This window comes from Brevibacillus sp. IT-7CA2 (genome assembly GCF_949767855.1).
GTDB lineage: Bacteria > Bacillota > Bacilli > Brevibacillales > Brevibacillaceae > Brevibacillus.
This window is the reverse complement of record NZ_CATKQT010000022.1, coordinates 48,250-73,333: the sequence shown is the minus strand read 5'-3', so window position 1 is coordinate 73,333 and position 25,084 is coordinate 48,250. Positions and strand designations below refer to the sequence as shown.

Sequence of the window (25,084 nt, the reverse complement as noted above, 5' to 3'; positions counted from 1 at the left end):
TTGCTGATTACCTGGAATGCGGTATGGGGTCGACGACTGTGCTTCGTCTCCCCATCCATTCTTCATAGCCAAGACGAAGAAGAAAATACCAGCACATCGACAGGAAAAAGCCGGTAAGCACATCACTTAAATAATGAACGCCCAAGTACACACGGCTGAACGCGAGCAATACTACGAAAATAAAAACCGCAGGCTGTACGAGCGACGACCATCTTTTCTCCGCAAACCATTGGGCAATCCAAAACGCAACCATGCAATAAAAGGCTGGTCCAATCATCGCATGACCACTCGGAAACGAAAAGGACTCCGGCAACTCAATCAGATTGACGCCACTCGGTCTAGGTCTCTCAAAGAACCGCTTTAAAAGCTCATTCGCTACTTCACTGGCACCGAGGGAAATGAGAACAAACATTGCCTCCACACGATATTTCTTTATGTATAGGACAACGAACATGATCACCGCTACAGGTACAAGGAACAGGCCTCCGCCAAGATTGGTTACCAATCGGAAAAAAGCAGTCCCTGCATCCGATCGAATCGACTCCGCAAATGCGATAGCTGCTTGATCCATACCTGCCACTTTCCCTGCTACGTAGAGGGCAAACATGATTGTGGCAAGTACCGCACACGAAAGTGCTCCGCGTACATATCCATTTTTTCTTGTTGTCTGATTCATTGTTGATCTCCTCTTTCCATCAAAAAGCGCAAGGACTCAGCAAATCGCTGATCGTCTTCACGCGTGCGAGCAGCAGGCCCCTTCGTACGACCTCCCCCGCGCCGATATCTCGCTTTTTCATTTCGTTCTTCCAAATGAAACGTAATCCGTTCTGGGTCAAAAACCATCCCGTGTGGTGTCAGGGCATAGGCTCTCTTCCCAAGAATGAGCGCTGCCAGACCAATATCCTGTGTCACCACGACATCCCCTGAACTCGTTTCGTTCGCCAGCTTCATATCTACTGCTTGTGGGCCGGCATCTACCGTTACATGATTTGCGTTGCCGATTTGATGATTATAGCTGGCAAAGGTCAAACAGATCCAGTCAAGCTCCTTGCACAATGCTTGGGCAGTTAAGAGAGCCTGGCGCGGACAGGCATCCGCATCGATAAGAACACGTCCTTTTGACATGATTGCTCCTTTGGTGTGTATTTCTCTCCCCGTACCGATTCATTTTTGGTATGATGGAGGTGGAGAGGAGTGAGTTCACCTTTGCGCTATCAATTTATCCATGATGAACGGCTAGGTATACGACTTCCCGTGCTGCATTTGGAATGGGAAGATTATTCGAATGTAGAAAGAGCGGACATGTTGCTGGAATGGGAAGAAATCCGCGCAGCCATTCCGGATCAAATACACCGGGTAGAGAAGGTCATCATTGAGAAAACCAAACAAATGTCCGAAGAAGAAAATTTCGTAAGATCGTGCGAATTGAACAGCGAGATCCACGAATTGGCCAGTGTTATTAATGATCTTAATATATGGTTCCGTGTCCAGCAAGACCATGACACCAAAATCCATCAATAATTCGTTTATAAAAAGCAACAGCTCCTTGGCTTCATTTTTAGCCTCGGAGCTGTTTTTTTGTAGGAACGTTATGCTTTTTTTCGCTTGCGACCAATTTCTAACGCCTTCAGCCCTGCTACATGCGGGGCAGCCATCGAAGTGCCATTCAGCTTTTTAAACTGATTCCCCGGCCACGTAGATAAAATATCAACCCCGGGTGCCTTCATATTTACGCCCTTGCCTCTCGCACTGAACGATGCCAATTTTCCCGTTTGATCAATCGCACTAACCCCTAAGACACCATCGTACCGCGCTGGATACTCCGCTTCTCCCCCTCCATTGCCTGCAGAAGCTACCAATACGATTCCTTGCTGATGGGCCCGACCAACTGCTCTCGCCATTGCTTCGCTATATTGGGGCATGCCAAAGCTCATGTTGACAACATCCATCTTATTGGCAATTGACCATTGCAGGGCCTGCAAAATGGTCGACAAAGATGATTGACCCTCATGATCAAAAGCACGGACGTCATACAAATGGGCCTCTGGAGAAACTCCGACAATTCCTCTTTGGTTCATCTCAGCTACGATAATCCCTGCGACATGCGTCCCGTGTCCATTTTGTTTGCCGCGCACTAGCTGGACGCCACCCTTTATTTGATCCTTCAAATCAAAATGATCGCGGGAGATTCCCGTATCGATGACAGCGACCTTGACGCCTGCTCCACGCCCCTTTCGCCACAATCTCTGTGCCCCCACATATTGCACGCCCCACGGGATTTCATCCTCCCCTTGCGCATGGACGCTTACGGTAATGTTCTCTTCCACCATCGCTTTATACCTTCGAAAAAGCTCCTCATGCTGCTCAAAAATCTTTTGTTTGACACACAAGCAAGAAAGGTCATCATAGCATCGCCATGGAAGTCTCTCGGTTTTGGTCAGAACCTTGGTTTTCAAATCTGACAGTATCTCGGTAAACGGCGTATCCCGATGAAAGCTGACAATTTTCAACCTACTAGCCTCCTGTCATGCGTCGTTCTGACTCATCCTATGTCACGGCTCCCCCTATGGGTTTGGGCCATTGCACAACGTTGAGCAAAATAGGCGAATAGCGGCGTGAATCTGTCCAAGCGAACTCCCTTGCTTTTCCATATAACTGCATATGGCAGGCGTATTCCTTTGAAAGGAGCGAAGCATCATGGCGAAAGCGAAAGCAAAAGGAAAAGCAAAGGCAAAAGTCAAGCTCAAAGCGAAGGGCAGTCCACGTGACATACTGAAATCCATCAACAAAAAAAGCAAGAAAAAATGGACGATGGGCGATGTGCGATCGTTGGCAAAAAACTTCTCCATGAAAGACTTGAAAGATGACAAGAAATTAAGCGAGCTGATTAAAAAAGTCAGCAAGGCGGTCGGTGTCAACTTATCCGACCAGCAAATGTCCAGTGTAAAAAAGCAAGTGCATGATCGCCTCGGATAAGATATGTCTCCCCTTGGCTTCGCCCCTCTTTGGTTGGCGAGGCCTTTTTTTGCAAAACAAAAGAGAGAGCGAAAAATCGCTCTCCCTCCTGGTGAAGCTAATACCCAGTGTTTTCGTTAGTCGCAAGAGCAAGCAACGATAACGAGCAATACGAACAACACCAGTATTAAAGCAAAGTCGTCAAATCCTCCGTTGAACAGACTCATTCGCTTTCCCTCCTTTGCCAGCAACTAGTCATACTGTATGTGCGAATGCTCAAAGATGATTGGACCATCGCCTATACAAGACTGTTTTTCCTGGTTTTTTACACAGTTACTGGCAAATGGAAAGGAGATTAGCTCGCTTGTCTTTCAACTGGCTCTGGCAATCCATACTGCTTTTTCATGACTTGACGCCAAAATGGAATCGTACGTTGAATCATCGGTCCCGTTAACAGCGCTATCAGTATCGTGCCGATTGACACAGGTCCACCCAAAGCAGCACCTGCAAGCAGTACGGTTACTTCTATGATGAGTCGGACTCGCTGGATACTCCAGCCAAGACGCTCGTTCATCGCCAGCATGAAGCTGTCGCGCGGTCCTGCCCCAAGAGAAGGAGATAAATACATCCCGATCCCGACAGCCAAAACAACGACACCTGCGAGAAACATCAAGAGCCTCGCCCAGATAGATTGCAGCTCAGAAATAAAATCTAACCATAAGATAAGATCGAGAAAAACGCCAAAGCAAATCATATTTAAGAACATTCCAAAATTAGGCTTTATTTTTGCCACCAAATAAGTGGCGAAAATGACAACGACTCCTACGATCTGAGACCATAGGCCAATCGTTAATCCAAATGTTTTTTGCAGGCCGATGTGAAAGGTTTCCCAAGGTGCTACGCCGAGGTTTGCTTTAATGGCCAGTACTGTACCGAATGCACCAACGAACAAGCCCAGTACAAACATCATGTAGCGAATTGCGATCGACCTGTTGAACCCTCTGCCAGACACGTCTCTTTCATCTCCTGACGATGTGGTTTACTTCCAGCCTGCAATGACTTCGTAAAAAAGCCCGTCCTTCCGGTAATACGCTTCGGATTTGGAGAAGTTCAGGTAGTCCTGTGCCTCTACAAGCTGCTCTCCCGTCAAAGTGACCTGGCGGTGCTTGTTCACATCATCACGGTATTCGACGACGAGGCTGACTTCTTCCGACTGGCAATGTTGAATAAGTTCTTCTGGTGTAGAAAAAGTAATCCGCTTCATGCTCCCCCACCTCCTCCATCGTGATCATTCATTATAGCAGGGATTATGGCTTTCTCCCATCGTTTCTCTCTCGCTTTACAGAAATGCTACCAAGATCATCAGCCAATTGGGTAGCCGGAAAAATTTCCTGCGCTTCTGCCAACAGATCCTCCATCGAAAAATCTCCGTCTTCATCTTCATAACGTGGACTAAAGTGAGTCAGACACAGTTCTTTCACGCCCGCTTCTTTGGCAATTTGAGCCGCCTCGCGTGCTGTGGAATGCCCGCTTCTGGTCGCCAGCTCCTTGTCATGATGGGCGTAGGTCGCTTCGTGGACGAGCAAATCTGCCCCTTTTGCTAGTTCCATAACTGCTTGGCTCGGCTCCGTATCTCCACTGAAGACGATTTTGCGTCCTGGTTGCGGCTCTCCAACGAAGTCCTTCCCGTCCAGCACTCGACCATCCTCGAGTGTGACCTGTTCTCCTCTCTTCAAGGCTCCAAATAACGGCCCTGACGGCACGCCTGCCTGCTTTGCCAGTTCTACTTGAAATGCTCCTGTCTTTTCCTTTTCCATCACGGCATAAGCAAACGAAGGCACACGATGTTTCGCCAATCGACAGCTCACCACGATCTCTTCGTCCTCGTAGATTACGCCCTCACTGACGATTTTTATTTCCAAAGGATATTGCAAATGAACTGGACTTGCCTCCATGATAGCTCGAAAATATTGGTCGAGCCCCGGTGGTCCATACAATTCTAACGGAGTCGGTTCGGTATTGCGCAAAGACCGGCTCGCAAGCAGTCCGATCAGACCGTACAGATGATCCCCATGCAAATGGGTAATAAAGATTTTATCCAATTGACTAATTTTCATCGGTGCTCGAAGTAGCTGATGCTGAGTCCCCTCTCCGCAGTCAAACAACCACCACTTGCCTGCCTGTAAAAATCGCAAGCCGATCCCACTCACGTTTCTTCGCGTAGTGGGTGCACCTGATCCGGTGCCTAAAAATGTAACGATCACGCTATGTCCATCTCCTTTGTGGCCTTCCCTCATCATGTGCCTGTCTCTATCTCTAGGCATTCACCCTTTTTTGTCTGGGCGCATAGCCTACAACATACAAAGCCTAGCAAGGAGGGACTCCTAATCATGAAACGATTTTTGGCGCTGGGGCTGGCCGCATTTCTCATTATGACGGCCGTCTTGACTGGCTGCTCCAGCACTCCCGAAAAAATAAGAATTGGTGAAGTGACACGTTCTTTGTTTTACGCCCCGCAATATGTCGCACTTGAAAAAGGATTTTTCAAGGAAGAAGGTCTGGAAGTGGAGCTCTCAACCATACCCGGCGGAGATAAAGTGATGTCGGCTCTGTTATCTGGCGGCATCGAGGTCGCGCTCGTCGGCTCTGAGACCAGCATCTACGTCTCTCAGCAAGGTGCTGCCGATCCAGTTGTCAACTTTGCGCAGCTCACGCAGACGGACGGTACCTTCCTCGTCTCCCGCAACAAAATGGATGACTTTACTTTCGACAAGCTAAAGGGCAGTGTCTTCTTGGGTCAACGTAAAGGCGGCATGCCGCAAATGGTCGGAGAGTATGTACTCAAAAAGCACAATATCAATCCGCAAGGCGACCTGGAACTCATTCAGAATATCGAATTCAAAAATATTGCGTCTTCCTTCGCATCTGGTACCGGAGCGTATGTACAGCTGTTTGAACCGGAAGCCTCCCGCTTTGAACAGGAAGGAATCGGTCATGTCGTCGCTTCTTTTGGCAAAGAGAGCGGAACCGTTCCTTACACCGTCTTCATGACAAAACAAAGCTATATCGACAGCAACGCAGCAGCTATTCAAAAGTTTACCAATGCGGTCTACAAAGGGCAACAGTGGGTTGCCAGCCACAGTGCAAAAGAAACGGCTGATGTGATAGGCAAATACTTCGAGCAAATCGATCCAAAGATTCTGGAAACCGCTGTACAGCGTTACCTGGAACAGGGCTCCTATGCGACAGATCCCATTCTGGACGAAAAGGAATGGAACCAGTTACAAGATATTATGGATTCCGCTGGTGAATTAAAGCAACGCGCTGATTACACCAAGCTGGTAAACACCACTTTTGCTACCCAATCCAAGGAAGGGAAATAGGCCGTCATGAAGCAGATTTCTTCTACGCCGGCAAAAATAGAACTCGGCCACGTGACCCATCTTTATTTATCCACGACCAGGGCGTTCATGGCGGTCCAAGACATTAACCTGCGCGTGGAGGAAGGCGAATTCATTTGTCTGGTTGGTCCCAGCGGTTGTGGTAAGACGACGCTGCTCTCACTCATTGCAGGGCTTGAGAAGCCGACAGCAGGCAAGGTGTGGATCGACGGAAGAGAGGTCAACGGAACGTCTAGGCAAGTTGGTTACATGCTTCAGCAAGATTATTTGTTCAACTGGCGCTCCATCGAAGAGAACGTGTTTCTAGGACTCGATATCCAAGGCATCCGTTCCAAGGAAACAGAGGAGTACGCCCTGCATCTGCTGGATGAGATGGAACTGTCTGATGTGCGCAAATCCTCTCCCCTGCAGCTGTCAGGCGGCATGCGACAACGGGTTGCACTCGTCCGTACACTCGCCTGTCAACCTGATGTGCTGTTGCTTGACGAACCATTTTCGGCATTGGACTACCAGACCAAACTAAAGCTCGAAGACTTGATCTTTTCAACACTTCGTCGGCATAAGAAAACGGCAGTCCTTGTGACACATGATCTCTCCGAATCGATCGCGATGGGCGATCGCGTTTATATCTTTTCACGCAACCCGGGACGCATCAACAGCGAGATTGTCGTACCCAGCCCGATCCGGGATGCTCTGCCATTCGACGCGAGAAATCATGATGGATTCCAAGACTTGTTCCATCGCGTGTGGAAAGAGATGGAGGTAGTGTCTGATGCAGCCAAAGGAAATTGAATCCGTCCATCGTCGCTACTTACAGTTAGAAAAGCGTATGAGCTTTTCCGTCTTTTCCACACAACTGTTCCTCTTTCTCGTTTTTCTCGGCTTATGGGAGCTCTTGGCTCGAACAAACACCATTAATGCACTCATCTTCAGCTATCCCTCCAAGATTTGGGCTCAATTTTGGTTGCAGCTGCAAGATGGCAGTCTTCTCCCGCATGTCGGCTTGACCGTATGGGAAACGATCATCGGCTTTCTCTTAGGAACGATTCTGGGAACAGTCATGGCAACGATCATTTGGTGGTCCCCTTTTCTCTCCCGCGTACTAGAGCCTTATCTGGTGATTGCCAACAGTATGCCAAAGGTAGCTCTCGGTCCGGTTTTCATCGTCGGCTTTGGTCCAGGTTTGCTCTCCGTCATAGCCATGGGGTGCGCAATCTCGGTCATCATCACCACAATCAACGTCTACACCAGCTTCAAGGAAGTCAATCAAAACTACGTCAAAGTCGTGCAAACACTCGGAGGGAGCAAACGGCAAATCTTCACGCTCGTCATCTTGCCAGCTACCATCCCAACCCTTCTCGCTACGCTGAAGGTGAATGTCGGACTTTCGTGGGTGGGCGTCATCGTCGGAGAGTTTCTCGTATCCCAGCAAGGCTTGGGGTATTTGATCATATACGGCTTCCAGGTATTTAATTTCACCCTGGTCATGATGAGCTTAGCCATTATCGCGGTCATCGCAACCCTGATGTATCAAGGCGTAGCCTATATAGAGCGGCGGCTCACCAGCCAGTTCAAATAGATGGCTTCTAAAAAACGGTGCCAACCATCTACCGGGGATGTTTGCACCGTTTTTTCATGGACCAATATGTTCTGGAGAGGTTAGGGGGCGACGATCTCGACCTTAATTCTATCTGGGTCCTCGAAAAACAAAGCATAATGTCCCTCGCCTCCAGCATGCGGATGCCGATCCTGATAGAGCAAAGAGATACCGCGACGAGCAGTTTCCTCCCGCAGCTTTTCCACATGCTCTCGATCCCGTGCGTAAAACGCCAGATGATTTAAACCGACACGACAACGGTGATACGAAATGTCGAGGAACCGCTCTTCTGCCTGGACAAAAACCAGATAGGTACCGTTCTGTTTCCAGCTTACCCCACTGGCCCATTCTTGATATCGCGTATAGCCCAGCTCCCCCTCCAACAACCAGCCCCAAAAATCTTTGGAGCGTGCCAGATTGGAGACATACACTTCCACATGATGTAGCATCGCACAGTCCCCCTTCTTACAGAAAAACGCCCGACAGCGAATTGCCGGGCGCTACAACTATCGATTTACTTCCAAAACTTCCACTTGCTCTTCTTCGTCGTCGGATCGTCCATTTGGCTCTCGACGACTTTCTGTTGGGCGGTTGCTTCCACTTCGTGCGCTCCAGGTACTCGATTCAGGAAGTGATCGACCATAGGCTTGTAGTTATCTGGCAAATGTTCTTGCATGTTTCGCAGGATGACAATTGCCTTTTCCATTTGATCGGTCGCCAACAGAGCGTTGGCATAGTTGAAGCCTGCATACGGATACGGGAAATGTGGCGTCCAGAACTTTTCACAAATCTGAATCAACTGATAGACATAACCCGCTTGTCCCAATTCACCTGTCACAGTCATGACGACCTCAAAGCGATCTTTCGCTCCTTCAATCGCTACCGTGTACCATTTCATTGCATTCAGGAGATCCTCCTCATTCAACGCAACACGCGCCAGCTGCAATTGTGGTCTCCATGCGCCTTCTTTACTTGCCAGCGACTCTAGCTGCCCTTTCAGCTCATCCTTTTTCCCTCTTTGCAAGAAGCTCTCGACAAACATGTTCAAGCCATTTTCTTGATTCGGGTCTTTGTGCAGGCCTGTATGTAGTGTCTCGAACGCTTTTGGCTCATCTCCCTCAAACGCGAAGATTTTTGCCAAATTGGTGCAAGCCGTACCCGAGGACGGGAATCGTTCCAGACAATCTGTCAAGATTTTTTTAGCGCTTTCAAATTCTCTCGCCTGCATATGAACGACTGCACGGAAAATGAGAGCAGACTCGATTGGACCGTATAATTCGAGAAGCCTGTCGGCAGCGACAGCGGCTTGCTCATGAAATTGACCTTTCACCAACTCCATCGCAAAATCGCGAAGCTTATCTTTTTCATCCCAGTACTTATCCAGACTTTGCGGAATTATTTTTTTCTGGTAGTCCTCTCGGGACATATCGATGGTTTGACCAAACTCATTGGTAAACGTCACAAATTCAGACATGAAACAGCCTCGCTTTCATTTCCTCACAAAAGTTTCAAATTCTCCACACAAGGAAAACCGCCAATTAGATCCATGCTTTGATATTTACTTTACGGATAAATTCCTCCATTGATTCCTTCGCGGGTTCGTCATTTGCCTCTTCTGCATCTTCCATGCCCATCAGTTGTCGAAACAGTGCTTCGTTCCTTGTCGCCAATGCAAAATCAAGTAAAGCCTCATGCGAGATGCGATTTGCTTCTTCCGCAAGCAACTGCTCCTCCAAGGCGATATCCTCTTCTACAACGGCGATATGCTTATCAATTTTTGGAATGCGTAAAACCCAGGAAAATGCGCTGTCCAGATTGCGGTCACGAGCAATCAGGTAACCGTATTCACCCAAAGGCAAACCTTGCTCGAAGGAGTCGGCAACAATGACGACGCGTTGTCCAAGCTTGAACATGAGCGTCAACTCCCAATTAAGATTAATTCTAATCATACTAAATTGTATGTGTTCTTGGGAAGAGCAAACCCCAAGGATAGGAAAATGCACAAAAAGTTTGTTGCTCGAACCAAAATAAGGTACAATTTTTACTAGTGAATGGATATTGGTAATGAGGTGTACAAGGTATGGGTGAAATGTCTACAGGGTTTTCCCTGTTTATCGTTGGCTGGACCATTGTTCTCGTAAGTCTTATGGCGATTGGCGGGTATTTCATGTTCCGCAAATTTCTCAAGTCCATGCCCAAGCAAGACGGAAAATCTGACTTGGATTGGCAAGATCATTACATTGATCAGACACGTGCGCTTTGGACAGATGAGGGTCTGACCTTGCTCAATGAATTGGTTGATCCTGTGCCACAGTTGTTTCGCGATGTTGCGAGACGTTCCATCGCAGCGAGAATCGGCCAGATCGCGCTGGAAGAGAAAGCAACCACGATTACAACAGATTTGATTGTAAAGGGGTACATCGTAGCAACCCCCAAGCGTGACCACAAATGGCTCATTGCCCACCTGCAATCCAAAGAAATCGACTACACTCCCTATGAAAAATATTTGAATGCCGAGGGATAATTGAAACTTCCTGTGGAGTCATCCGTAAAAAAGGGTAAGACCTTTTTGGTAAGGAGACGATGTGGATGTCAGTCCTACTCACGATTTTGGGGATCGGTTTCGTTATATTGATCGTTGCGATTGTCATTGTGGCGGTCCTCTTTAAGAAAGGCGCCCGGTTCTTGTGGAAAATGACCGGACGTGGCTATCACAAGTACAGCAGCAGTGATTACCGATATCGGCCTTTTTGGAAGATGGGGCATCGAACATACGGCCATCGTCACTATCGTCGCAAATATTCCAGCCATAGTGGATTTTTTAGCAGCTAACGTAATTAAAATGTGAAGGCACTCAAACTCGTTTGAGTGTCTTTTTGTGTATGCCAAGGTATAGCTTCGCAAGCTGATATTTGGGATCAATCCAGGAACGAAGGTGTGGTTCAAAGTCTATGGGAATACCAGCAACAAACAAACCTCCAAAACCACAAGACTCGTGGCGCTGGAGGTTTGTATTATTTACGCATCGCTGCTTTTTTTGTTTACGTTTTGCGGCCCTCCGGATACTCCACCCGATACCAGGAATGCCATGACTTCTGAGCTTTCCGTATCAAGCAGCTGTACCTGATCGCTCGGGAACAACAGGAGATTTCCTGCAAAATTGTACGACTGGGGCAGATAGACCGCTACATGGTCTGTGAGACCGAAAGAATCGAGGCTTTCCTTTGTAATAAACCCCATTGCCTTCGCATTCCCATCCTTGGATAGCGTCACGAGTACCGGCTTGTCGAAGCTCTTCTTCTCCCCTACAAACGCTCCGATCAAATCCTTGATGGACGTATAAATGAGTTTGATAAACGGCACTTTCTCGAAGACGGTGGACACGAGCGAAAGCACTCCGCGTGTCAGCACATTGGATGCAAGGAAACCTACAATCGTGATGCCGAGTATGGTCAAGAGGAAGCCAAGTCCTGGAATTTGGAGATTAAACCACTTGTGAACCAACAGGTAGAACCAATTATCCACAGTCGTGAAAATCCAGTATAAAATATAAATCGTCACTGCCAACGGAATGACAAACAATAGCCCCTCTAAAAAATAGCGAATGAAACGCTTCATCTCTCTTCTCTTCTCCTCTCCCCTAACCAACTTACTGTAATTATTGTACCTGATTGGATTTCCATCTGCTATGATGAAGAAAAAAAGAGAAAGTAGGGAGATTCATGCAAGCACTTGTCACACCTCAATGGCTCAAGGATCATCTGAATGATGAAAATTTGGTGATCGTCGATTGTCGTTTTGCTTTAAGTGCTTCTGAAGCAGGTGCAGAGGAATACACGAAGGACCATATCCCGGGAGCCCTCTACTTTCATCTGAACCGTGACCTTTCTGGCTCCAAAAGCGAGCATGGTGGACGTCATCCTCTACCAGACACGGATCTGCTGGCTGCCCATTTTTCAAATGCGGGAATCGATGCCAACACGACTGTCATCGCCTACGATGATCAGGAAATGGCGATGGCAGGACGTCTATGGTGGCTGCTGCGATACCTCGGTCACGATCAGGTAGCTGTACTCGACGGCGGATACGCTGCTTGGAAAAAGGCTGGCTATGACATAACAGCAGAAGTACCTACCGTACAAGCTCGAGAGTTCGTCGCCCATGTCCGCCACGACATGCTGGTTGACATAGAAGGTGTCAAAAAACGCAGTGAGAATACTGTATTGCTCGATTCTCGTGCGCCAGAACGCTACCGTGGCGAGAACGAACCGATCGACGCAAAAGCAGGACACATACCCGGGGCGCACAATTTCTTTTATAAGGACAACCTCGCTGATGATCAGACGATGCTTCCGGCAGACGAGCTGCAAAAGCGTCTCGCCCCTTACGCTGATAAAGAATTGATCGTCTATTGCGGCTCAGGCGTGACTGCTTGCTCCAATTTGCTCGCTTTCCATGCTGCTGGTCGATCAGATGTGAAATTGTATCTGGGCAGCTGGAGTGACTGGAGCTCGTATCCAGATAATCCGGTAGCTACCGGGGAAGAGTAATTCCAAAAATGGCTTGGCGGGCGATCACTTCCCTACGATACTGGGGAGCGGTCGCCTTATTTTTTCTTCCTCTATCATTTTTGCCATTATTCATAGATAATAATTATCATTATCACAAACTTTTGCACTTGCCTGAAAAGGTGGATGGATTCATGAAGCATAACGAAGAATACGAGCCTAGACGTCACATGTCACTCCACGAGGTTCGTACATATATGATCTGTAACTTCGATCGTCCGTTAAACGTAACTACGTTGGCAGCGATGGCGAACTTGAGTCCGAGCTATTTTGGTGATTCGTTCAAGAAGGCTTACGGACAAAGTGTCATGGACTATGTAACGAGTCTGCGTATCAATCATGCCAAGCGATTGCTACGCGAGACAGATATGAAGCTACGGGATATTGCGAAAACAATCGGGTATAGCGATGAGTTTTACTTTAGCCGGAAGTTCAAGAAGGAAGTGGGAGTGTCCCCCTCCTCTTATGAAAGAGCTTCCGAGCGCAAAGTTGCCGTCTTCTCCCCTTCCCTGCTGGGACATCTAATGGTACTGGGGATTATACCAGTCGCTGCTCCTTTGGATGCGAAGTGGACCCCCTATTACTTTCAGCAGTATCAGCAACGAATTGTTCATCTAAAAGCGGTCGAAACTCCATGGAACGACGACGATCAGGAAATGATGCTTCTGGCTGCCAAGCCGGATGTTGTCATTAGCCACTTAGAGCTTCCCGAGACTACCAAGCAACGTTTGTCCGCACATGGCATAGACGTCTTGACCCTCCAATCTTCTGGCTGGAGAGAGCAATTACGTAAAGTTGCCAGCTACACAGGCAAAACAGCAGCTTGTGACTCCTGGATCGCTTTTTATGAAGGGAAGGCTGCTGACGCTCGTGCAGACCTGCAGTCCGTGCTCAAGCAAGATAAAATTGCGATCATTCGACTTTATCGGGATGGCATCCATCTCTACAACAACAAGGGAATGAAGGAGCTTCTGTGCGATGATTTGCAGCTTTCTCTTGTGGAAGAGGAAAAGGAACCTTGCAATCAGCCAATCACGCTCGAACAGCTTGCGAGCTTAGACCCGGAGCGAATCCTGTTGTTCGTTTGTCTGGATGAGTCGACACGTCTAAGCTGGCTGACGCTACAGCATCATTCGCTTTGGAGAGGACTTCGCGCTGTACAAAATGGATACCTCTACCCCTTGCCTTCTAATCCGTGGTACGAGTACTCACCGGTTGCCATGAACCGAATGCTGGATGAAATGGTGCTGATGGTAACGGGAAAAAGTCCAAATGCAATTCAAGGTGTTGTCCATGGAGCCCCTTTCACACGTGAATTATAATGTTTTCCAGTGAGAAACATTATCATCGAGAGGGGATTCCACTAGTATGACAAAGAAAACTAGTCTTGCGCTGTTGCTGACCACGACGATGCTCGTTGCTGGACTTGCAGCAGGCTGCGGGAACAATGCAAGCAATGAGGCAGTGACGCAGAAGGTCGATTCGTCCGCGACTGGGAGTGCCGAAGGATCGGCAAAGAGCTCTTCTGACCAGCCTGCCTTCCCGCGGGTACTAAAAGATGAAATGGGTAACGAGGTGACATTGCCTGCCGTACCTGCCAAAATATTTGCTCCCAATCTGGAAGATACTTTGGTCGCACTAGGCGTTGCTCCGGTCGTGCAGTGGTCAACTGGCTCAAGACCAAAAATGTATTTGCAAGATAAGCTAAAAGATGTGCCGTCCATTACCTTCGCAGGTGGATTGCCTCCAGAGCCGGAAGCGGTAATGGCCCATGAGCCAGATCTCATCCTCTTGCAAAATGCCAACCATATCGAAAGCGGCGTGTACGATAAATATAAGATGATTGCTCCGACGTATGTGTTCAAGCAAGCAAATGCTGATCTTGAATCTTCCGTACGCGTGGTTGGCGATCTGTTGGGCAAATCGGCGGAAGCAGAAGAAGCTTTGCAAAAGTATAAAGAACATGTCGAGTCAGCCAAAAAGGAGCTGGCCCCCCATATTCAAGGCAAAAAAGCAGCGATTATTCGCTTCAATGGCAGAGGGATGTTCTTCATCAAGTACGATTTCTTCAGTGGATACGTACTTACCAATGAGCTAGGCTTTTTGCCGAGCCAGGTTGTATCCGGCGGTAGCATTAATTTATCACTAGAGAGCTTACCTGATTTGGATGCGGATTATATTTTCCTCATCAATGACGCTGGTACGGGGGATGCGTTCGAGAAAGATTTGACAGAGAGTCCTGTTTGGAAAAGCATGGAGGCTGTAAAGAACGGTCGTACGTTTAAAGTAGAGGGAGATCACTGGTTAAGTGGCGGCCTGATCGCACATATGAAAGTCATTGACGATGTGAAAGGATTGATTGCAAAATGAGAATCATAAAGAAAAACGGCTACTCCCCTCGTAATTGTGTAGAGTGGACACTGCAATCAAGCCAAGGTCGTGACTATCGGATTATGATTGCGATTCCGGAAGCTGAGGCCCCGCCTGAAGGGTATGCGGTTATTTATGCTGTGGATGGCGATGCGATGTTTGGAACGATTGCCGAGACAGTGAAGGTGCAAACCCGTAAGCCCAAGGGCTTTAACCCAGCCATTGTTGTAGGAATCGGCTATCCATCACGTCTGCCATTTGACATGGACCGCCGTTGTTACGATCTGACCATGCCTGTGGACGCAGCTACGCTTCCCGACCGACCAAATGGGCAGCCTTGGCCAGAGCATGGTGGAGTTGATTGCTTCCTCGATTTCCTTGAACAGCAGCTGATGCCAGCTATTTCTTCCGAATGGCAAGTAAATCCGAACAAACAGGCGATTTTCGGCCACTCCCTGGGCGGTCATTTCACACTGTATACGATATTCTCTCGTCCGAAGCTCTTTTCTCACGTCGTATCAGGCAGCCCTTCCGTCTGGTGGGGCAACGACGAGGTATTGAGGGAGCAAGAGCGCTTCATCGCTCAATGGAAAGGGGAACATGAACTAAAGCTTCTTGTCATTGTTGGCGGTGATGAGCTCTCCTTCATGGTCGAGGGTGCACAACGGGTCGTCGAGCGTATGGAACCACTCGCTACCAAAGGTGTTCAAGTGAGCTACATCAAATTCGATGATGAGGGCCACGTAAGCGTGCTGCCTTCCGCGATTAATAGACTTGTGCGGTTTGTGCTTACGGATTAGCCCTCTGAAACTACTTTCAGAACGTAAAGGACAGACAAATGATACGATATATTCGTTTATTGCTTCATTTCGGCTATCAAGAAGCCATGTCTTGCTTGTTTCCAGTCTTTATTTTTGCTTCGCTCGCCTTATCCAAGTTCGTCACCATTCCTGGTTTGCCGAGGTATGACCTCCTGCTTTTGCTCTGCCTACTCTTCCAGATCTTCATGGTGAAAAGTGGCTTGGAGTCTCGGGACGAATTGAAGGTCATCACGGTCTTTCACGTGATCGGGCTGTGCTTGGAAATATTCAAGGTGCATATGGGATCTTGGAGTTATCCTGAGGATGCGTACAGTAAAGTGTTTGGCGTTCCTCTTTACAGTGGGTTCATGTACGCCAGTGTCGCGAGCTACTTATGTCAAGCGTGGCGCCGACTTGAGGTCTCTCTCTCTGGCTGGCCGAATCAGATTATCGCCACAATTTTGGGCGCAATGATCTATCTGAACTTTTTCACCCACCATTATATTTGGGATTTGCGTTGGGTGCTGATGGCAGCTATTTTCATTGTCTTCTGGAAAACCCGTGTTTATTTTAGCGTCGCGAACGAGCGATTTTTCATGCCCATCCCTCTTGGTTACTTTTTGATCGGTTTTTTCATTTGGATTGCGGAAAATATAGCGACGTTCCTCGGCGCTTGGAATTATCCCAATCAAAAAGCAGGCTGGGAACTCGTGCATCTCAGTAAAATCAGCTCGTGGTTTTTACTTGTTATCGTGAGCTTTATTATCGTGGCGGAATTGAAGCACGTAAAATCCAGAAGATCCCAGTCCCATGATAGCAAGAAACACATATAAAAAGCCTATCCACTCTTCCTACGAAACGTCAAAGGGTGGATAGGCTTTCTCTCTTATTTAATTACGTTGCCGAGTACATTCTCAATCATTTGGCGGTTGGCAATGACGCCTGTGTACAGCCAGCTGGAATCTTTCGCAAACGTATAGGCATTTCCATTCTTCACAGCAGGGATATTCGCCCATACTGGATCCTTTTGCAGCAGTTCCACAGCAGTTGGATTACTGTTTACGATAAACAAGTATTCGGCATCGAGTTCAGCCAATTTCTCCATGGAAATCGCGTTCCAGTTTGCTTCTCCTGACTTGGAGATTTCCTGAACGATGGTAGGAGCCTTAAACCCGAGGTCCTTATAGAGCACATCCCCGCTAGACAAGTCCTGACGTGCTACGTACACATTTTTCCCCGTCATCCATAGTGCTGCCGCTGATTTTTCCCCGATCACTTGCTGCAACTTTTGTTTGGACTCGGCTGCAAATGTCTCATAATCTGCCAGCACTTTCTTCGCTTCTTCTCCCTTGTTGAGAACTTCCCCTACTGTCAGGAGCTCTTTACGCCAATCGCTGTTCTTTTCTTTTCCAATGGTGTAAGTAGGAGCGATTTTCGAGTACTGGCTATACTTGTCCCCTTGGATCAGGGATGCGCTATCCAATATAATCAGGTCAGGGCTGTGGCTCATCAGGACCTCTGGCGGCAGATCATAAGGAATCGCTGGAATACCCGCCAGCTCTTTTTGCAGGTAGCCTTGTACCTGGCTGTTCCCTACTGACCATTGAGCAACTGGCTTCACTCCCAACGCTACTAAATGATCCTCCAAATAAGAAGCGATCACGCGCTGCGGTTGGGCTGGGACTGTTACTTCATTTCCCATCGCATCCTTCAATACCCGTGGAGCTTCAGCCGATGGTGTCGCAGTCTGACTGTCGCCCGCTTGTGTCCCTGGATTCGCAGTATTCGGCTGGCCAGAGCAAGCGCTCACGATTGTAACTAGGCTTGCTAATACGACACTGGCTATCGAAAGTCTTGCTGTTTTCTTCATTGGTGTGTTCCTCCATCTGCGTCATGCCATCAAGCAGCGACAATTGCCTACTCGACTGCATTTACATTGAGAATAATTATCATAATCACAATGGGTATTATAGCGGATTATGGCACGTTGCTCAACATTTTGTTTATAGAAACAAAAAAAGACCCTCTGCTTACTAAGCAGAAAGTCCTTATCCTCTTAGCGTGTAACCCCACTTAACAAGAATCGATGCAGTCCCCCGATCAGGCAGACACCCGCGGTTACAAAAAACGCAATGAAGTAGGAATGGTGCCAATTCCCCAGCAAGCCTGCCAATACTGGGCTCAATACCGCTCCGATCGACAATACCGCTGAGTAAATACTAAACACGCTACCATATTGCTCTCGAGGTGAATGTACCGTCAAAATGGTCGCAAAAGCCGGAAATAGCATCCCAAAGCACGCACCAAAGAAAAACATCATCACATGAATCGGAATTGCCAGCCCGATTGCCAGGGCATACAGAAGAAGACTGAGTACGCCCAAACCAGCAAACGTTCTCGTCTCGACGGGGACGCGATACAGCCAAAACTGGCACAAAATCGCAAGTGCCCCCAACCCTTTCAAGCTGAACAATATGCCAGTAACGGCCGGGGACAGCCCTTGTCTTTGGATGAGCAAGGGCACTTCGTAGATGATCGTTCCTTGGGCGTAAATGATCGCAAATCCCCCAAGAAAAGCAGGGTACAGCATTCGATTTTCCAGGATGGCGCTAAGGCTCTGCTTGCCTCCACCTTTAATCCGTGGTGTAGACGGCGTGCTTCCCTCTACTCTAGCCGGTAGCATCATCCAAGCGAAAACGCCAGCAATGATCATCATGTAGCCAAGAATCACGAATGATTGACCATAGCCGAACTGCACCGCCAAAAAGCTACCGACTGCCGGGGATACGATACCTGCCGAGGTAAGGACCAATCCCTTTTTACCCATGATTTCGCCCTGCTCAAGTGCCGTCTTCCCTGTTTCTCCGAGCAAGGCAGAACAAGCAGGAGATACAAACGCCATCAAAAACCCGAGCATCAGCCGAAAGGTAAAGAAACCCGCGGTATTTTGCACGATGCCTTGACCAATCAGCATCACCCCAGCCAAAATCAATCCACCTGCGATAAACCATTTTTTCGGATAGCGATCGAGAAAAGGGCCAGCGAGCAGGTTGCCTGTCAAATTACTGATCGCATAACCGCCGAGCACGAAGCCGATCATCGCAGCGGATACACCCAATACGTTTAAATACGGCGCAAGAAGAGGCGTCTGCGCGTGCATGTCAAAGGCAACAAGAAACAAAACCACTAACAGGAGAGCCCTCAAAGCATTCCCTTCCTCTCTAACGGCCTGTCTTTGTCCCAGTATATGAAGGGAATGGTACAAGTAGGATAAAAAAAGAAGAGGGAAGATTCAGAATAAATGTAGCAATTATTTTTGTATTACCGTAATATTTACTGTATTACCAAAATTGTTTTTGTGCAGGAGGTGACTTTTTGGAGCACGTTTACAAAAAAATACGAGCACTTCGTATACAACAAGAACTTACTTTAAAGGACTTAAGTGAGAAATCTGGATTCTCCGTCAGTTTCTTATCACAAGTAGAGCGTGGTAACAGTTCGCTCGCGATTACTTCTCTGCAAAAAATTGCGGAATGCCTTGGTGCCCCCATTACGTATTTCTTTGAAGTAGAAAATGATGTCATATACCACACACCCATTGAAAAGCGTAAAATGTTGCAGATTGAAGGGTCACCTGTGAAGTACGTTCGAATCGGTGGGAATTTCCCCGACAGGGCGCTTGAGCCCCTCCTCAACGTGTTGCCACCCGGACAGACGAAGCATGTCGCCTTTCAGCATCCCGGCGAAGAATTTTACTACGTCGTAAAAGGATGTGTCACCATCGTCGTCGACGAAACGGAATACCATCTCGAGCAAGGAGATACGATCCACTTCCCTTCCTCTCTCCTTCATACGTGGTACAATCCTTCCACTGTTGAAGAGGCCGAGATCCTGTCTGTTTTGACACCTGTCATTTTTAGAACCTAACGCAATGTGTCCTTTCCGCATTGTCTACCAATAAAAAAGGGTGATCTGGATGCAAGAAAGATTGGAAAAGCTGCACGCGTATATGGAAAGCAGGAAACTGGACGCATTGATTATTACGCATCCCAAAAACGTGTACTATTTTACCGGATTTTTGACAGAGCCACATGAACGTTTTATGGGTCTCGTTTTGGTGAGAGGCGAGTCCCCCTTCCTCTTCGTTCCACTGCTGGACGGTGAAAAAGCACGGGAGGCTTGTCCTGCCATTATGATTTACACGCATGACGATTCACAGGATGCGCTGACTGTGCTTCAGCATTTGCTGCCGACTCCCCTCTCTCACATTGGTGTGGAGAAGAACCATTTGACAGCGAAAACATATGAGGCGCTCGTATCGGTGGTGCACGCTACAGAAGCAGTGGATGTCGGAGAATTGCTGTGCAATATACGCGTAGCTAAGGATGAATCTGAAATCGCTACTATCAAGCGAGCTATTTGGGTGATGGAGGAATCCCTACGCCGTACGCTCCCTCTGATATCCGTAGGGATGACGGAACTGGACGTCGTCGCAGAGCTGGAATACCAGATGAAGAAGCTAAAAGCCCAAGGCCCTTCCTTTTCAACGATTGTACTGGCTGGAGAAAAAGCAGCACTGCCCCATGGTGACCCAGGTGATCGGGTGATTCAGGCTGGAGAAGTTTTGTTGATTGACGCAGGCGTGTATGTCGATGGGTATGTATCGGACCTGACTCGTACTTTTGCTGTCGGTCAACTTGGTGCAGAATTGCTAGACATGTACGATACAGTCTTGCAAGCGAATCTGGCTGGGATACAAGCCGTTCGACCAGGGGCTCTGATCGCAGAAGTTGACCTAGCTGCACGAGCTGTTATTGCGGACCGGGGCTATGGAGAATTTTTCATCAATCGTGTAGGGCACGGAATCGGATTGGAGCTTCATGAGGCCCCGTACGTTCACAGCCAGGCAGTAGGAGAACTCATCCCAGGCATGGTTTTCACGATTGAACCGGGCATTTATAACACGCAGATCGGTGGCATCCGCATTGAAGACAATGTGCTCGTCACGAAGGATGGCGTAGAAGTATTAACGTCTTTTCCCAAAGAGTTGCAAATCATCGGATAAATGATAAAAGAAAAGGCTGGTGTCGTTCCATTGAAAGTGCTGGAAACAGATCGTCTCATCCTCCGCTGGCAAACTGCCGAAGACGCTGATTTTGTCTTGAAACTGATGAATGAGCCTTCTTGGATTCGATTTATTGGCGATCGTGGTCTTCGTTCGACGGAAGACGCCCGCAACTATATTGTGAATGGCGCTGTCGCGATGTACGAGAGTCTTGGCTTTGGTCTGTATTTGACAGAACGAAAGGAAGGAAATGTTCCGATCGGTTTATGTGGACTGATCAAGAGAGATTCGTTAGAGGATATCGATATCGGCTTTGCCTTTCTGCCCGCATACTGGGGCAAAGGCTACGCGTATGAGGCAGCCTCTGCCGTTCTTGCCCACGGAAAAGAAGTTATCGGCTTAAAGCGCATCGTAGCAATCACCAACCCCGATAATTCATCTTCTGCCAAGCTTCTGCAGAAAATCGGGCTGCAAGAAAAAGGGATGGTTATCCTTCCAAATGATACGGAGGAGGTCAAGTTTTTTGCCATCGAGTTCTAGTCCATGCTGTCCAAATGAGTCGTGGAATTGGTGAAATGGATCAGACGTCCGTATTCGTTGTACTCCAACAAGTGGATACCTGTGACGCCTGTGCCAAAGTAAATGTCGTGCAAGACAGGCAGCTGCAAGAAGCTTTCGATGATTCTGGAGATCATGCCGCCGTGGGAAACAATCTCTGCTCCAAAACGCGCGCTGCCATGCGCCGTGCCTGTTCACACCCTTCTTCTGTCAAAGGAAAATCTGCCTTGCCTTCATGCACATTCAAAATATCTGCTTCGGATTGTCCATGGCGAATCAACAAAATTTGCATTGGATTGCCTCCTCATTAGGGATAAAGAGGGCCTCACCGTGATCGGGAGGCCCTGTAATTCCCTTTTCAATTAAGAATGAACGGATTTCAAACCAAGAGAACTGTCATGGAACTTGATATTCGAGTACTTATCCATCGCGACACGCAGCTGGTACTCGCTCTCAAACAGCATAACCGGACGGCCATAACGGTCAGAGACGGTTCTGTTCTTCACAGCATCGAGGTCTGCTTTCTCCCCTTCGAGCCAGCGAGCGATTTGATACGGCATACGAGTCAACATGATGTCTACCCCGTACTCGGCTTTCAAACGGTATTCCAGTACCTCGAACTGCAGTACACCTACCACGCCAAGAATCAGCTCTTCCATCGGATGAGTACGGAATAACTGCACCGTTCCTTCCTCGGTCAACTGCATGATCCCTTTTTGGAATTGCTTGTGCTTCATCGCGTCCTTCACCATCACCTTGGAGAAAAACTCTGGCGAGAAGTGCGGCATTTCTTCGTACTCAAACGATTTTCCGACACAGAGTGTATCTCCGATCTGGAAAATACCCGGGTCAAAAAGACCGATGACATCTCCCGCGAACGATTCATCGACTATTTCGCGGTCCTGTGCCATAAACTGTACCGGCTGCGCCAATTTGATGTCTTTGCCAAGACGGACGTGCTTGACTGACATTCCCCGCTCAAACTTGCCGGAGCAAATACGCAAGAAAGCGATGCGATCTCGGTGAGCTGGATTCATATTGGCTTGGATTTTGAAGATGAAGCCGGAGAAATCGTTCGTATACGGATCGATCAAGCCTTCCGTACTCTTCTTCGCAGAAGGTGCTGGCGCCATTTGCAGGAAGTTGTCCAGGAATGTTTGTACACCGAAGTTATTGATGGCACTACCGAAGAAAACAGGCGTCAGTTGCCCTTTGTTGATCAGTTCAGGATCGTATTCATCTCCCGCAACATCCAGCAGGGAGATTTCGTCCTGCAATTGCTGCCACAATTCTTGACCGACACGTTCGCCGATCAGCGGGTCTTCTGCTCCCTCTACAGGGAAAAAGGAAATGTCCTCGTGCTGTGTGTTGTTTTGATACAGCTCGACACGAGACTTCATGCGGTCAAATACACCGCTAAAGTAGCTACCCATGCCAATCGGCCAGTTCATCGGATAAGAACGAATACCCAATACGCGCTCAATTTCTTCCAAGAGCTCGAATGGATCTTTACCGTGACGGTCCAGTTTGTTCACGAACGTAAAGATCGGAATACCACGCATGCGACAGACCTTAAACAGTTTGATCGTCTGTGCCTCTACCCCTTTTGCTACGTCGATAATCATCACAGCAGCATCAGCAGCAGTCAGCGTGCGGTACGTATCTTCACTGAAGTCCTGGTGACCAGGTGTGTCCAAAATGTTGATGTGGTGACCATTGTATTCGAAATCCATCGCACTGGACGTAACGGAGATTCCACGCTTTTTCTCGATCTCCATCCAGTCGGAGGTGGCATGCTTGGAATTTTTGCGCCCCTTGACCACCCCTGCTTCACGGATGGCTCCGCCGTAGTAGAGCAGCTTTTCCGTCATTGTCGTTTTACCCGCATCCGGGTGGGAGATGATGGCGAAGGTACGGCGTTTTGCTATCTCATTTTCCCATTGGGGATTGGATTGACTCATCTTCATTCTCCTGTCATCGCAAATAAGTAACACTTTCGTTTCCTCTACGATTATACCGACAAATGCTTGCCGCATCCACCTAGTAATTTTTCATTAAACCGTTATAATATTCAGTAGTAAAAATTTTTTGACTGCATGACTTACATATCATTTACCAAAATATGACAAATATATAGGAGGAACCCTATGTCAACGACTGTGGAAACACGTGCGGCCGAATTCCGTGACTATGTGAAGAAAATAACTAGCTACACGCAAGCGCTGAACGTTCTTTATTGGGACAAGGCTACACAAGCGCCTCGCAATGGAATGGATGCCCGTTCTGAAATTATCGGGACTTTGGCTGGTGAGCAATTCAAGCTGGCGACGTCTAAAGAAATGGAAGCGCTTTTGTCGGAGCTGAGTGAGCCATCTGTCCTCCAAACATTGGATGAAATTACCCGTCATAGTGTGCTGGAATGCAAAAAGGAATATGACCGCAACAAGAAAATTCCTGCTGACAGGCATCAGGAGTACGTCGTGCTGACCGCCAAGGCAGAAACGGTGTGGGAAGAAGCTCGTGCCAACAACGACTTTTCCATGTTCCAGCCGTATCTGGAGAAAATCGTGAACTTCCAGCTCGAGTTCATCGAGTATTGGGGCCATGACGGCAAAAACAAGTACAACACCCTCTTGGACATGTATGAGCCTGGCATGACTGTCGACCAGCTCGATCCGATTTTCGCCACTTTGCGCGAGAAAACCGTCAAGCTGGTAAAAGCAATCGCCGACTCCCCGAACAAGCCAGACACATCATTCTTGACGAAAAGCTTCCCAGTGGCAGACCAAGAAGCATTCAGCCGTTATATCCTCGAGAAAATCGGGTACGACTTCAAGTCTGGCCGCATGGATCGCAGTGCGCATCCGTTCTGCACCACCTTCAACCCTGGGGATGTCCGGATTACGACGCGCTACGCTGAAAATGATTTCAATTCTGCGCTCTTCAGTTGTATTCACGAGGCTGGCCACGCGATGTACGAGCAGAACATCAATCCAGACCTGCTGTTCACTCCACTGTGCGATGGTACCTCCATGGGGATTCACGAATCCCAATCCCGCTACTGGGAAAACATGGTCGGACGCAGTCTGCCGTTCTGGAATCACTTTTTCGCTGACTTGCAAAAAGCGTTCCCTACCCAGTTCGAAGGCGTGTCTGTAGAAGATCTGCATCGTGCGGTTAACGCTGTTACTCCTTCCTTTATCCGGACTGAAGCAGATGAGTTGACGTACAACCTGCATGTCATGATCCGCTACGAAATCGAGAAAGGCTTGATCAATCAAACCATTCAAGTGGCTGATCTGCCAAAAATCTGGAATGAAAAAATGAAAGAATACCTCGGTGTTGAGCCACCGACAGATGCACTGGGTGTGCTTCAGGATGTACACTGGTCAGGCGGAATGATCGGTTACTTCCCTACTTACTCGCTGGGTAATGTGTATGCCGCACAATTCGTCCACGTTATGGAAAATGAGATCAACGGCTACGAAGATCTGATCGCAAAAGGCGATTTCGCTCCGATCCGTGAATGGCTCAAGGAAAAAATCCATCAGTACGGCAAAATGAAGAGCCCTCGCGAACTCGTTCAAGCAATTACTGGCGAAGGCACAAATGCGACTTACTTGATGAATTACCTTGAGAAAAAATACACAGACGTATACAAGCTGTAAGCACTTGGCAGCAAGCTATCCAATGTTCTCCCTGTTCAGGGAGGACATTTTTAGTTCGTATAGTTACTTTTCGTAACCTACGTACATAAAAGTGCATCCTTC

General features: G+C 48.1%; 30 protein-coding genes and 1 pseudogene. 16 read left to right on the top strand and 15 right to left on the bottom strand.

Features of this window, described 5'->3' with window-relative positions:
* Positions 1 to 7: 7 nt before the first annotated feature.
* Both ACM6JA_RS13265 and ACM6JA_RS13260 read right to left on the bottom strand, forming a co-directional pair.
* The gene (locus ACM6JA_RS13265) at positions 8 to 676 is read right to left on the bottom strand and encodes a phosphatase PAP2 family protein (RefSeq protein WP_414852662.1); all 669 of its coding nucleotides are present in this window, start codon (positions 674 to 676) and stop codon (positions 8 to 10) included.
* Positions 673 to 1,125 (bottom strand): YaiI/YqxD family protein, encoded by a 453-nt coding sequence (locus ACM6JA_RS13260; protein WP_414852661.1) that lies wholly within the window; start codon positions 1,123 to 1,125, stop codon positions 673 to 675. The genes ACM6JA_RS13265 and ACM6JA_RS13260 overlap by 4 nt, the downstream gene beginning before the upstream one ends.
* Before the next feature lie 69 nt (positions 1,126 to 1,194).
* Between ACM6JA_RS13260 and ACM6JA_RS13255 the strand changes: the two genes are divergently transcribed.
* Positions 1,195 to 1,521 carry a hypothetical protein gene (locus ACM6JA_RS13255; RefSeq protein ID WP_414852660.1) on the top strand — a complete coding sequence of 109 codons (327 nt, stop codon included), beginning with the start codon at positions 1,195 to 1,197 and terminating at the stop codon, positions 1,519 to 1,521.
* A gap of 68 nt (positions 1,522 to 1,589) precedes the next feature.
* Here the strand turns inward: ACM6JA_RS13255 and ACM6JA_RS13250 are convergent, their stop codons facing one another.
* Entirely contained in the window at positions 1,590 to 2,510 is a 921-nt protein-coding gene (locus ACM6JA_RS13250; protein WP_414852659.1) for a S8 family peptidase, read from the bottom strand.
* Positions 2,511 to 2,697: 187 nt separating this feature from the next.
* Here ACM6JA_RS13250 and ACM6JA_RS13245 point away from each other — a divergent pair, with 187 nt between their 5' ends.
* Complete coding sequence (locus ACM6JA_RS13245) at positions 2,698 to 2,976, top strand: stage VI sporulation protein F (RefSeq protein WP_414852658.1); 279 nt, start codon at positions 2,698 to 2,700, stop codon at positions 2,974 to 2,976.
* A gap of 116 nt (positions 2,977 to 3,092) precedes the next feature.
* Here the strand turns inward: ACM6JA_RS13245 and ACM6JA_RS13240 are convergent, their stop codons facing one another.
* The 4 genes from ACM6JA_RS13240 to rnz all read right to left on the bottom strand — a co-directional run bounded on the left by ACM6JA_RS13240 (position 3,093) and on the right by rnz (position 5,219).
* The gene (locus ACM6JA_RS13240) at positions 3,093 to 3,182 is read right to left on the bottom strand and encodes a YjcZ family sporulation protein (RefSeq protein WP_100169674.1); all 90 of its coding nucleotides are present in this window, start codon (positions 3,180 to 3,182) and stop codon (positions 3,093 to 3,095) included.
* Positions 3,183 to 3,310: 128 nt separating this feature from the next.
* Entirely contained in the window at positions 3,311 to 3,967 is a 657-nt protein-coding gene (locus ACM6JA_RS13235) for a YczE/YyaS/YitT family protein (protein ID WP_414852657.1), read from the bottom strand.
* A 27-nt stretch (positions 3,968 to 3,994) separates the two neighbouring features.
* Entirely contained in the window at positions 3,995 to 4,219 is a 225-nt protein-coding gene (locus ACM6JA_RS13230) for a hypothetical protein (protein WP_414852656.1), read from the bottom strand.
* A gap of 43 nt (positions 4,220 to 4,262) precedes the next feature.
* Positions 4,263 to 5,219 (bottom strand): ribonuclease Z, encoded by a 957-nt coding sequence (gene rnz / locus ACM6JA_RS13225; RefSeq protein ID WP_414852655.1) that lies wholly within the window; start codon positions 5,217 to 5,219, stop codon positions 4,263 to 4,265.
* Positions 5,220 to 5,345: 126 nt separating this feature from the next.
* Between rnz and ACM6JA_RS13220 the strand changes: the two genes are divergently transcribed.
* Genes ACM6JA_RS13220 through ACM6JA_RS13210 form a run of 3 tightly spaced genes read left to right on the top strand, consistent with a single transcriptional unit; the run spans position 5,346 to position 7,935 of the window.
* Positions 5,346 to 6,338: an ABC transporter substrate-binding protein gene (locus ACM6JA_RS13220; RefSeq protein WP_414852654.1), complete on the top strand. Its 993-nt coding sequence runs from the start codon at positions 5,346 to 5,348 to the stop codon at positions 6,336 to 6,338.
* Positions 6,339 to 6,344: 6 nt separating this feature from the next.
* Entirely contained in the window at positions 6,345 to 7,148 is an 804-nt protein-coding gene (locus ACM6JA_RS13215) for an ABC transporter ATP-binding protein (protein WP_414852653.1), read from the top strand.
* The gene (locus ACM6JA_RS13210) at positions 7,129 to 7,935 is read left to right on the top strand and encodes an ABC transporter permease (RefSeq protein WP_106652840.1); all 807 of its coding nucleotides are present in this window, start codon (positions 7,129 to 7,131) and stop codon (positions 7,933 to 7,935) included. The genes ACM6JA_RS13215 and ACM6JA_RS13210 overlap by 20 nt, the downstream gene beginning before the upstream one ends.
* Before the next feature lie 80 nt (positions 7,936 to 8,015).
* Here the strand turns inward: ACM6JA_RS13210 and ACM6JA_RS13205 are convergent, their stop codons facing one another.
* The 3 genes from ACM6JA_RS13205 to ACM6JA_RS13195 all read right to left on the bottom strand — a co-directional run bounded on the left by ACM6JA_RS13205 (position 8,016) and on the right by ACM6JA_RS13195 (position 9,866).
* Positions 8,016 to 8,402, bottom strand: coding sequence for a VOC family protein (locus tag ACM6JA_RS13205; RefSeq protein ID WP_414852652.1), 387 nt, complete (start codon positions 8,400 to 8,402; stop codon positions 8,016 to 8,018).
* A gap of 65 nt (positions 8,403 to 8,467) precedes the next feature.
* A complete protein-coding gene (locus ACM6JA_RS13200; RefSeq protein WP_414852651.1) occupies positions 8,468 to 9,427 on the bottom strand; it encodes a tetratricopeptide repeat protein in 960 nt (319 codons plus the stop codon).
* A gap of 64 nt (positions 9,428 to 9,491) precedes the next feature.
* The gene (locus tag ACM6JA_RS13195) at positions 9,492 to 9,866 is read right to left on the bottom strand and encodes an ATPase (protein ID WP_414852650.1); all 375 of its coding nucleotides are present in this window, start codon (positions 9,864 to 9,866) and stop codon (positions 9,492 to 9,494) included.
* Between the two features lie 167 nt (positions 9,867 to 10,033).
* On the opposite strand from ACM6JA_RS13195, the gene ACM6JA_RS13190 reads away from it, so the two are divergent.
* Both ACM6JA_RS13190 and ACM6JA_RS13185 read left to right on the top strand, forming a co-directional pair.
* Positions 10,034 to 10,477, top strand: a complete 444-nt coding sequence (locus ACM6JA_RS13190) for a DUF2621 domain-containing protein (protein WP_414852649.1) — start codon at positions 10,034 to 10,036, stop codon at positions 10,475 to 10,477.
* A gap of 65 nt (positions 10,478 to 10,542) precedes the next feature.
* A complete protein-coding gene (locus tag ACM6JA_RS13185) occupies positions 10,543 to 10,785 on the top strand; it encodes a hypothetical protein (RefSeq protein WP_007724492.1) in 243 nt (80 codons plus the stop codon).
* Positions 10,786 to 10,971: 186 nt separating this feature from the next.
* Here the strand turns inward: ACM6JA_RS13185 and ACM6JA_RS13180 are convergent, their stop codons facing one another.
* On the bottom strand, positions 10,972 to 11,571 hold the full coding sequence (locus ACM6JA_RS13180; protein ID WP_414852648.1) for a DUF502 domain-containing protein: 600 nt from the start codon (positions 11,569 to 11,571) through the stop codon (positions 10,972 to 10,974).
* A 104-nt stretch (positions 11,572 to 11,675) separates the two neighbouring features.
* Here ACM6JA_RS13180 and ACM6JA_RS13175 point away from each other — a divergent pair, with 104 nt between their 5' ends.
* The 5 genes from ACM6JA_RS13175 (at position 11,676) to ACM6JA_RS13155 (ending at position 16,524) form a co-directional block, all read left to right on the top strand.
* Positions 11,676 to 12,503: a sulfurtransferase gene (locus ACM6JA_RS13175; protein WP_414852647.1), complete on the top strand. Its 828-nt coding sequence runs from the start codon at positions 11,676 to 11,678 to the stop codon at positions 12,501 to 12,503.
* Positions 12,504 to 12,655: 152 nt separating this feature from the next.
* A complete protein-coding gene (locus tag ACM6JA_RS13170; RefSeq protein ID WP_414852646.1) occupies positions 12,656 to 13,843 on the top strand; it encodes a helix-turn-helix domain-containing protein in 1,188 nt (395 codons plus the stop codon).
* 46 nt (positions 13,844 to 13,889) lie between these two features.
* On the top strand, positions 13,890 to 14,891 hold the full coding sequence (locus ACM6JA_RS13165; RefSeq protein ID WP_414852645.1) for an ABC transporter substrate-binding protein: 1,002 nt from the start codon (positions 13,890 to 13,892) through the stop codon (positions 14,889 to 14,891).
* Entirely contained in the window at positions 14,888 to 15,691 is an 804-nt protein-coding gene (locus ACM6JA_RS13160) for an alpha/beta hydrolase (RefSeq protein WP_414852644.1), read from the top strand. Before ACM6JA_RS13165 ends, ACM6JA_RS13160 begins: the two co-directional genes overlap by 4 nt.
* Positions 15,692 to 15,729: 38 nt before the next feature.
* Complete coding sequence (locus ACM6JA_RS13155; RefSeq protein ID WP_007724481.1) at positions 15,730 to 16,524, top strand: DUF817 domain-containing protein; 795 nt, start codon at positions 15,730 to 15,732, stop codon at positions 16,522 to 16,524.
* Positions 16,525 to 16,577: 53 nt separating this feature from the next.
* On the opposite strand, the gene ACM6JA_RS13150 is transcribed toward ACM6JA_RS13155, so the two are convergent.
* Positions 16,578 to 17,561 carry an ABC transporter substrate-binding protein gene (locus ACM6JA_RS13150; RefSeq protein ID WP_414852643.1) on the bottom strand — a complete coding sequence of 328 codons (984 nt, stop codon included), beginning with the start codon at positions 17,559 to 17,561 and terminating at the stop codon, positions 16,578 to 16,580.
* A 186-nt stretch (positions 17,562 to 17,747) separates the two neighbouring features.
* Positions 17,748 to 18,896 (bottom strand): MFS transporter, encoded by a 1,149-nt coding sequence (locus ACM6JA_RS13145; RefSeq protein WP_414852642.1) that lies wholly within the window; start codon positions 18,894 to 18,896, stop codon positions 17,748 to 17,750.
* Between the two features lie 170 nt (positions 18,897 to 19,066).
* On the opposite strand from ACM6JA_RS13145, the gene ACM6JA_RS13140 reads away from it, so the two are divergent.
* The 3 genes from ACM6JA_RS13140 to ACM6JA_RS13130 are packed head-to-tail and all read left to right on the top strand — an operon-like array spanning position 19,067 to position 21,296.
* Positions 19,067 to 19,618: a helix-turn-helix domain-containing protein gene (locus tag ACM6JA_RS13140; protein ID WP_414852641.1), complete on the top strand. Its 552-nt coding sequence runs from the start codon at positions 19,067 to 19,069 to the stop codon at positions 19,616 to 19,618.
* Between the two features lie 49 nt (positions 19,619 to 19,667).
* Entirely contained in the window at positions 19,668 to 20,756 is a 1,089-nt protein-coding gene (locus tag ACM6JA_RS13135; RefSeq protein WP_414852640.1) for a M24 family metallopeptidase, read from the top strand.
* Positions 20,757 to 21,296 carry a GNAT family N-acetyltransferase gene (locus tag ACM6JA_RS13130; RefSeq protein ID WP_414852639.1) on the top strand — a complete coding sequence of 180 codons (540 nt, stop codon included), beginning with the start codon at positions 20,757 to 20,759 and terminating at the stop codon, positions 21,294 to 21,296.
* On the opposite strand, the pseudogene ACM6JA_RS13125 reads toward ACM6JA_RS13130, so the two are convergent.
* Together ACM6JA_RS13125 and ACM6JA_RS13120 are read right to left on the bottom strand one after the other, a co-directional pair.
* Positions 21,293 to 21,606 (bottom strand): annotated as a pseudogene (locus tag ACM6JA_RS13125) (phosphoglycerate mutase family protein). The gene ACM6JA_RS13130 and the pseudogene ACM6JA_RS13125 overlap by 4 nt on opposite strands.
* A gap of 70 nt (positions 21,607 to 21,676) precedes the next feature.
* Positions 21,677 to 23,275 carry a peptide chain release factor 3 gene (locus tag ACM6JA_RS13120; protein ID WP_414852638.1) on the bottom strand — a complete coding sequence of 533 codons (1,599 nt, stop codon included), beginning with the start codon at positions 23,273 to 23,275 and terminating at the stop codon, positions 21,677 to 21,679.
* Between the two features lie 186 nt (positions 23,276 to 23,461).
* Here ACM6JA_RS13120 and ACM6JA_RS13115 point away from each other — a divergent pair, with 186 nt between their 5' ends.
* Positions 23,462 to 24,982, top strand: coding sequence for a carboxypeptidase M32 (locus ACM6JA_RS13115; protein WP_414852637.1), 1,521 nt, complete (start codon positions 23,462 to 23,464; stop codon positions 24,980 to 24,982).
* The last annotated feature ends 102 nt before the right edge of the window (positions 24,983 to 25,084 follow it).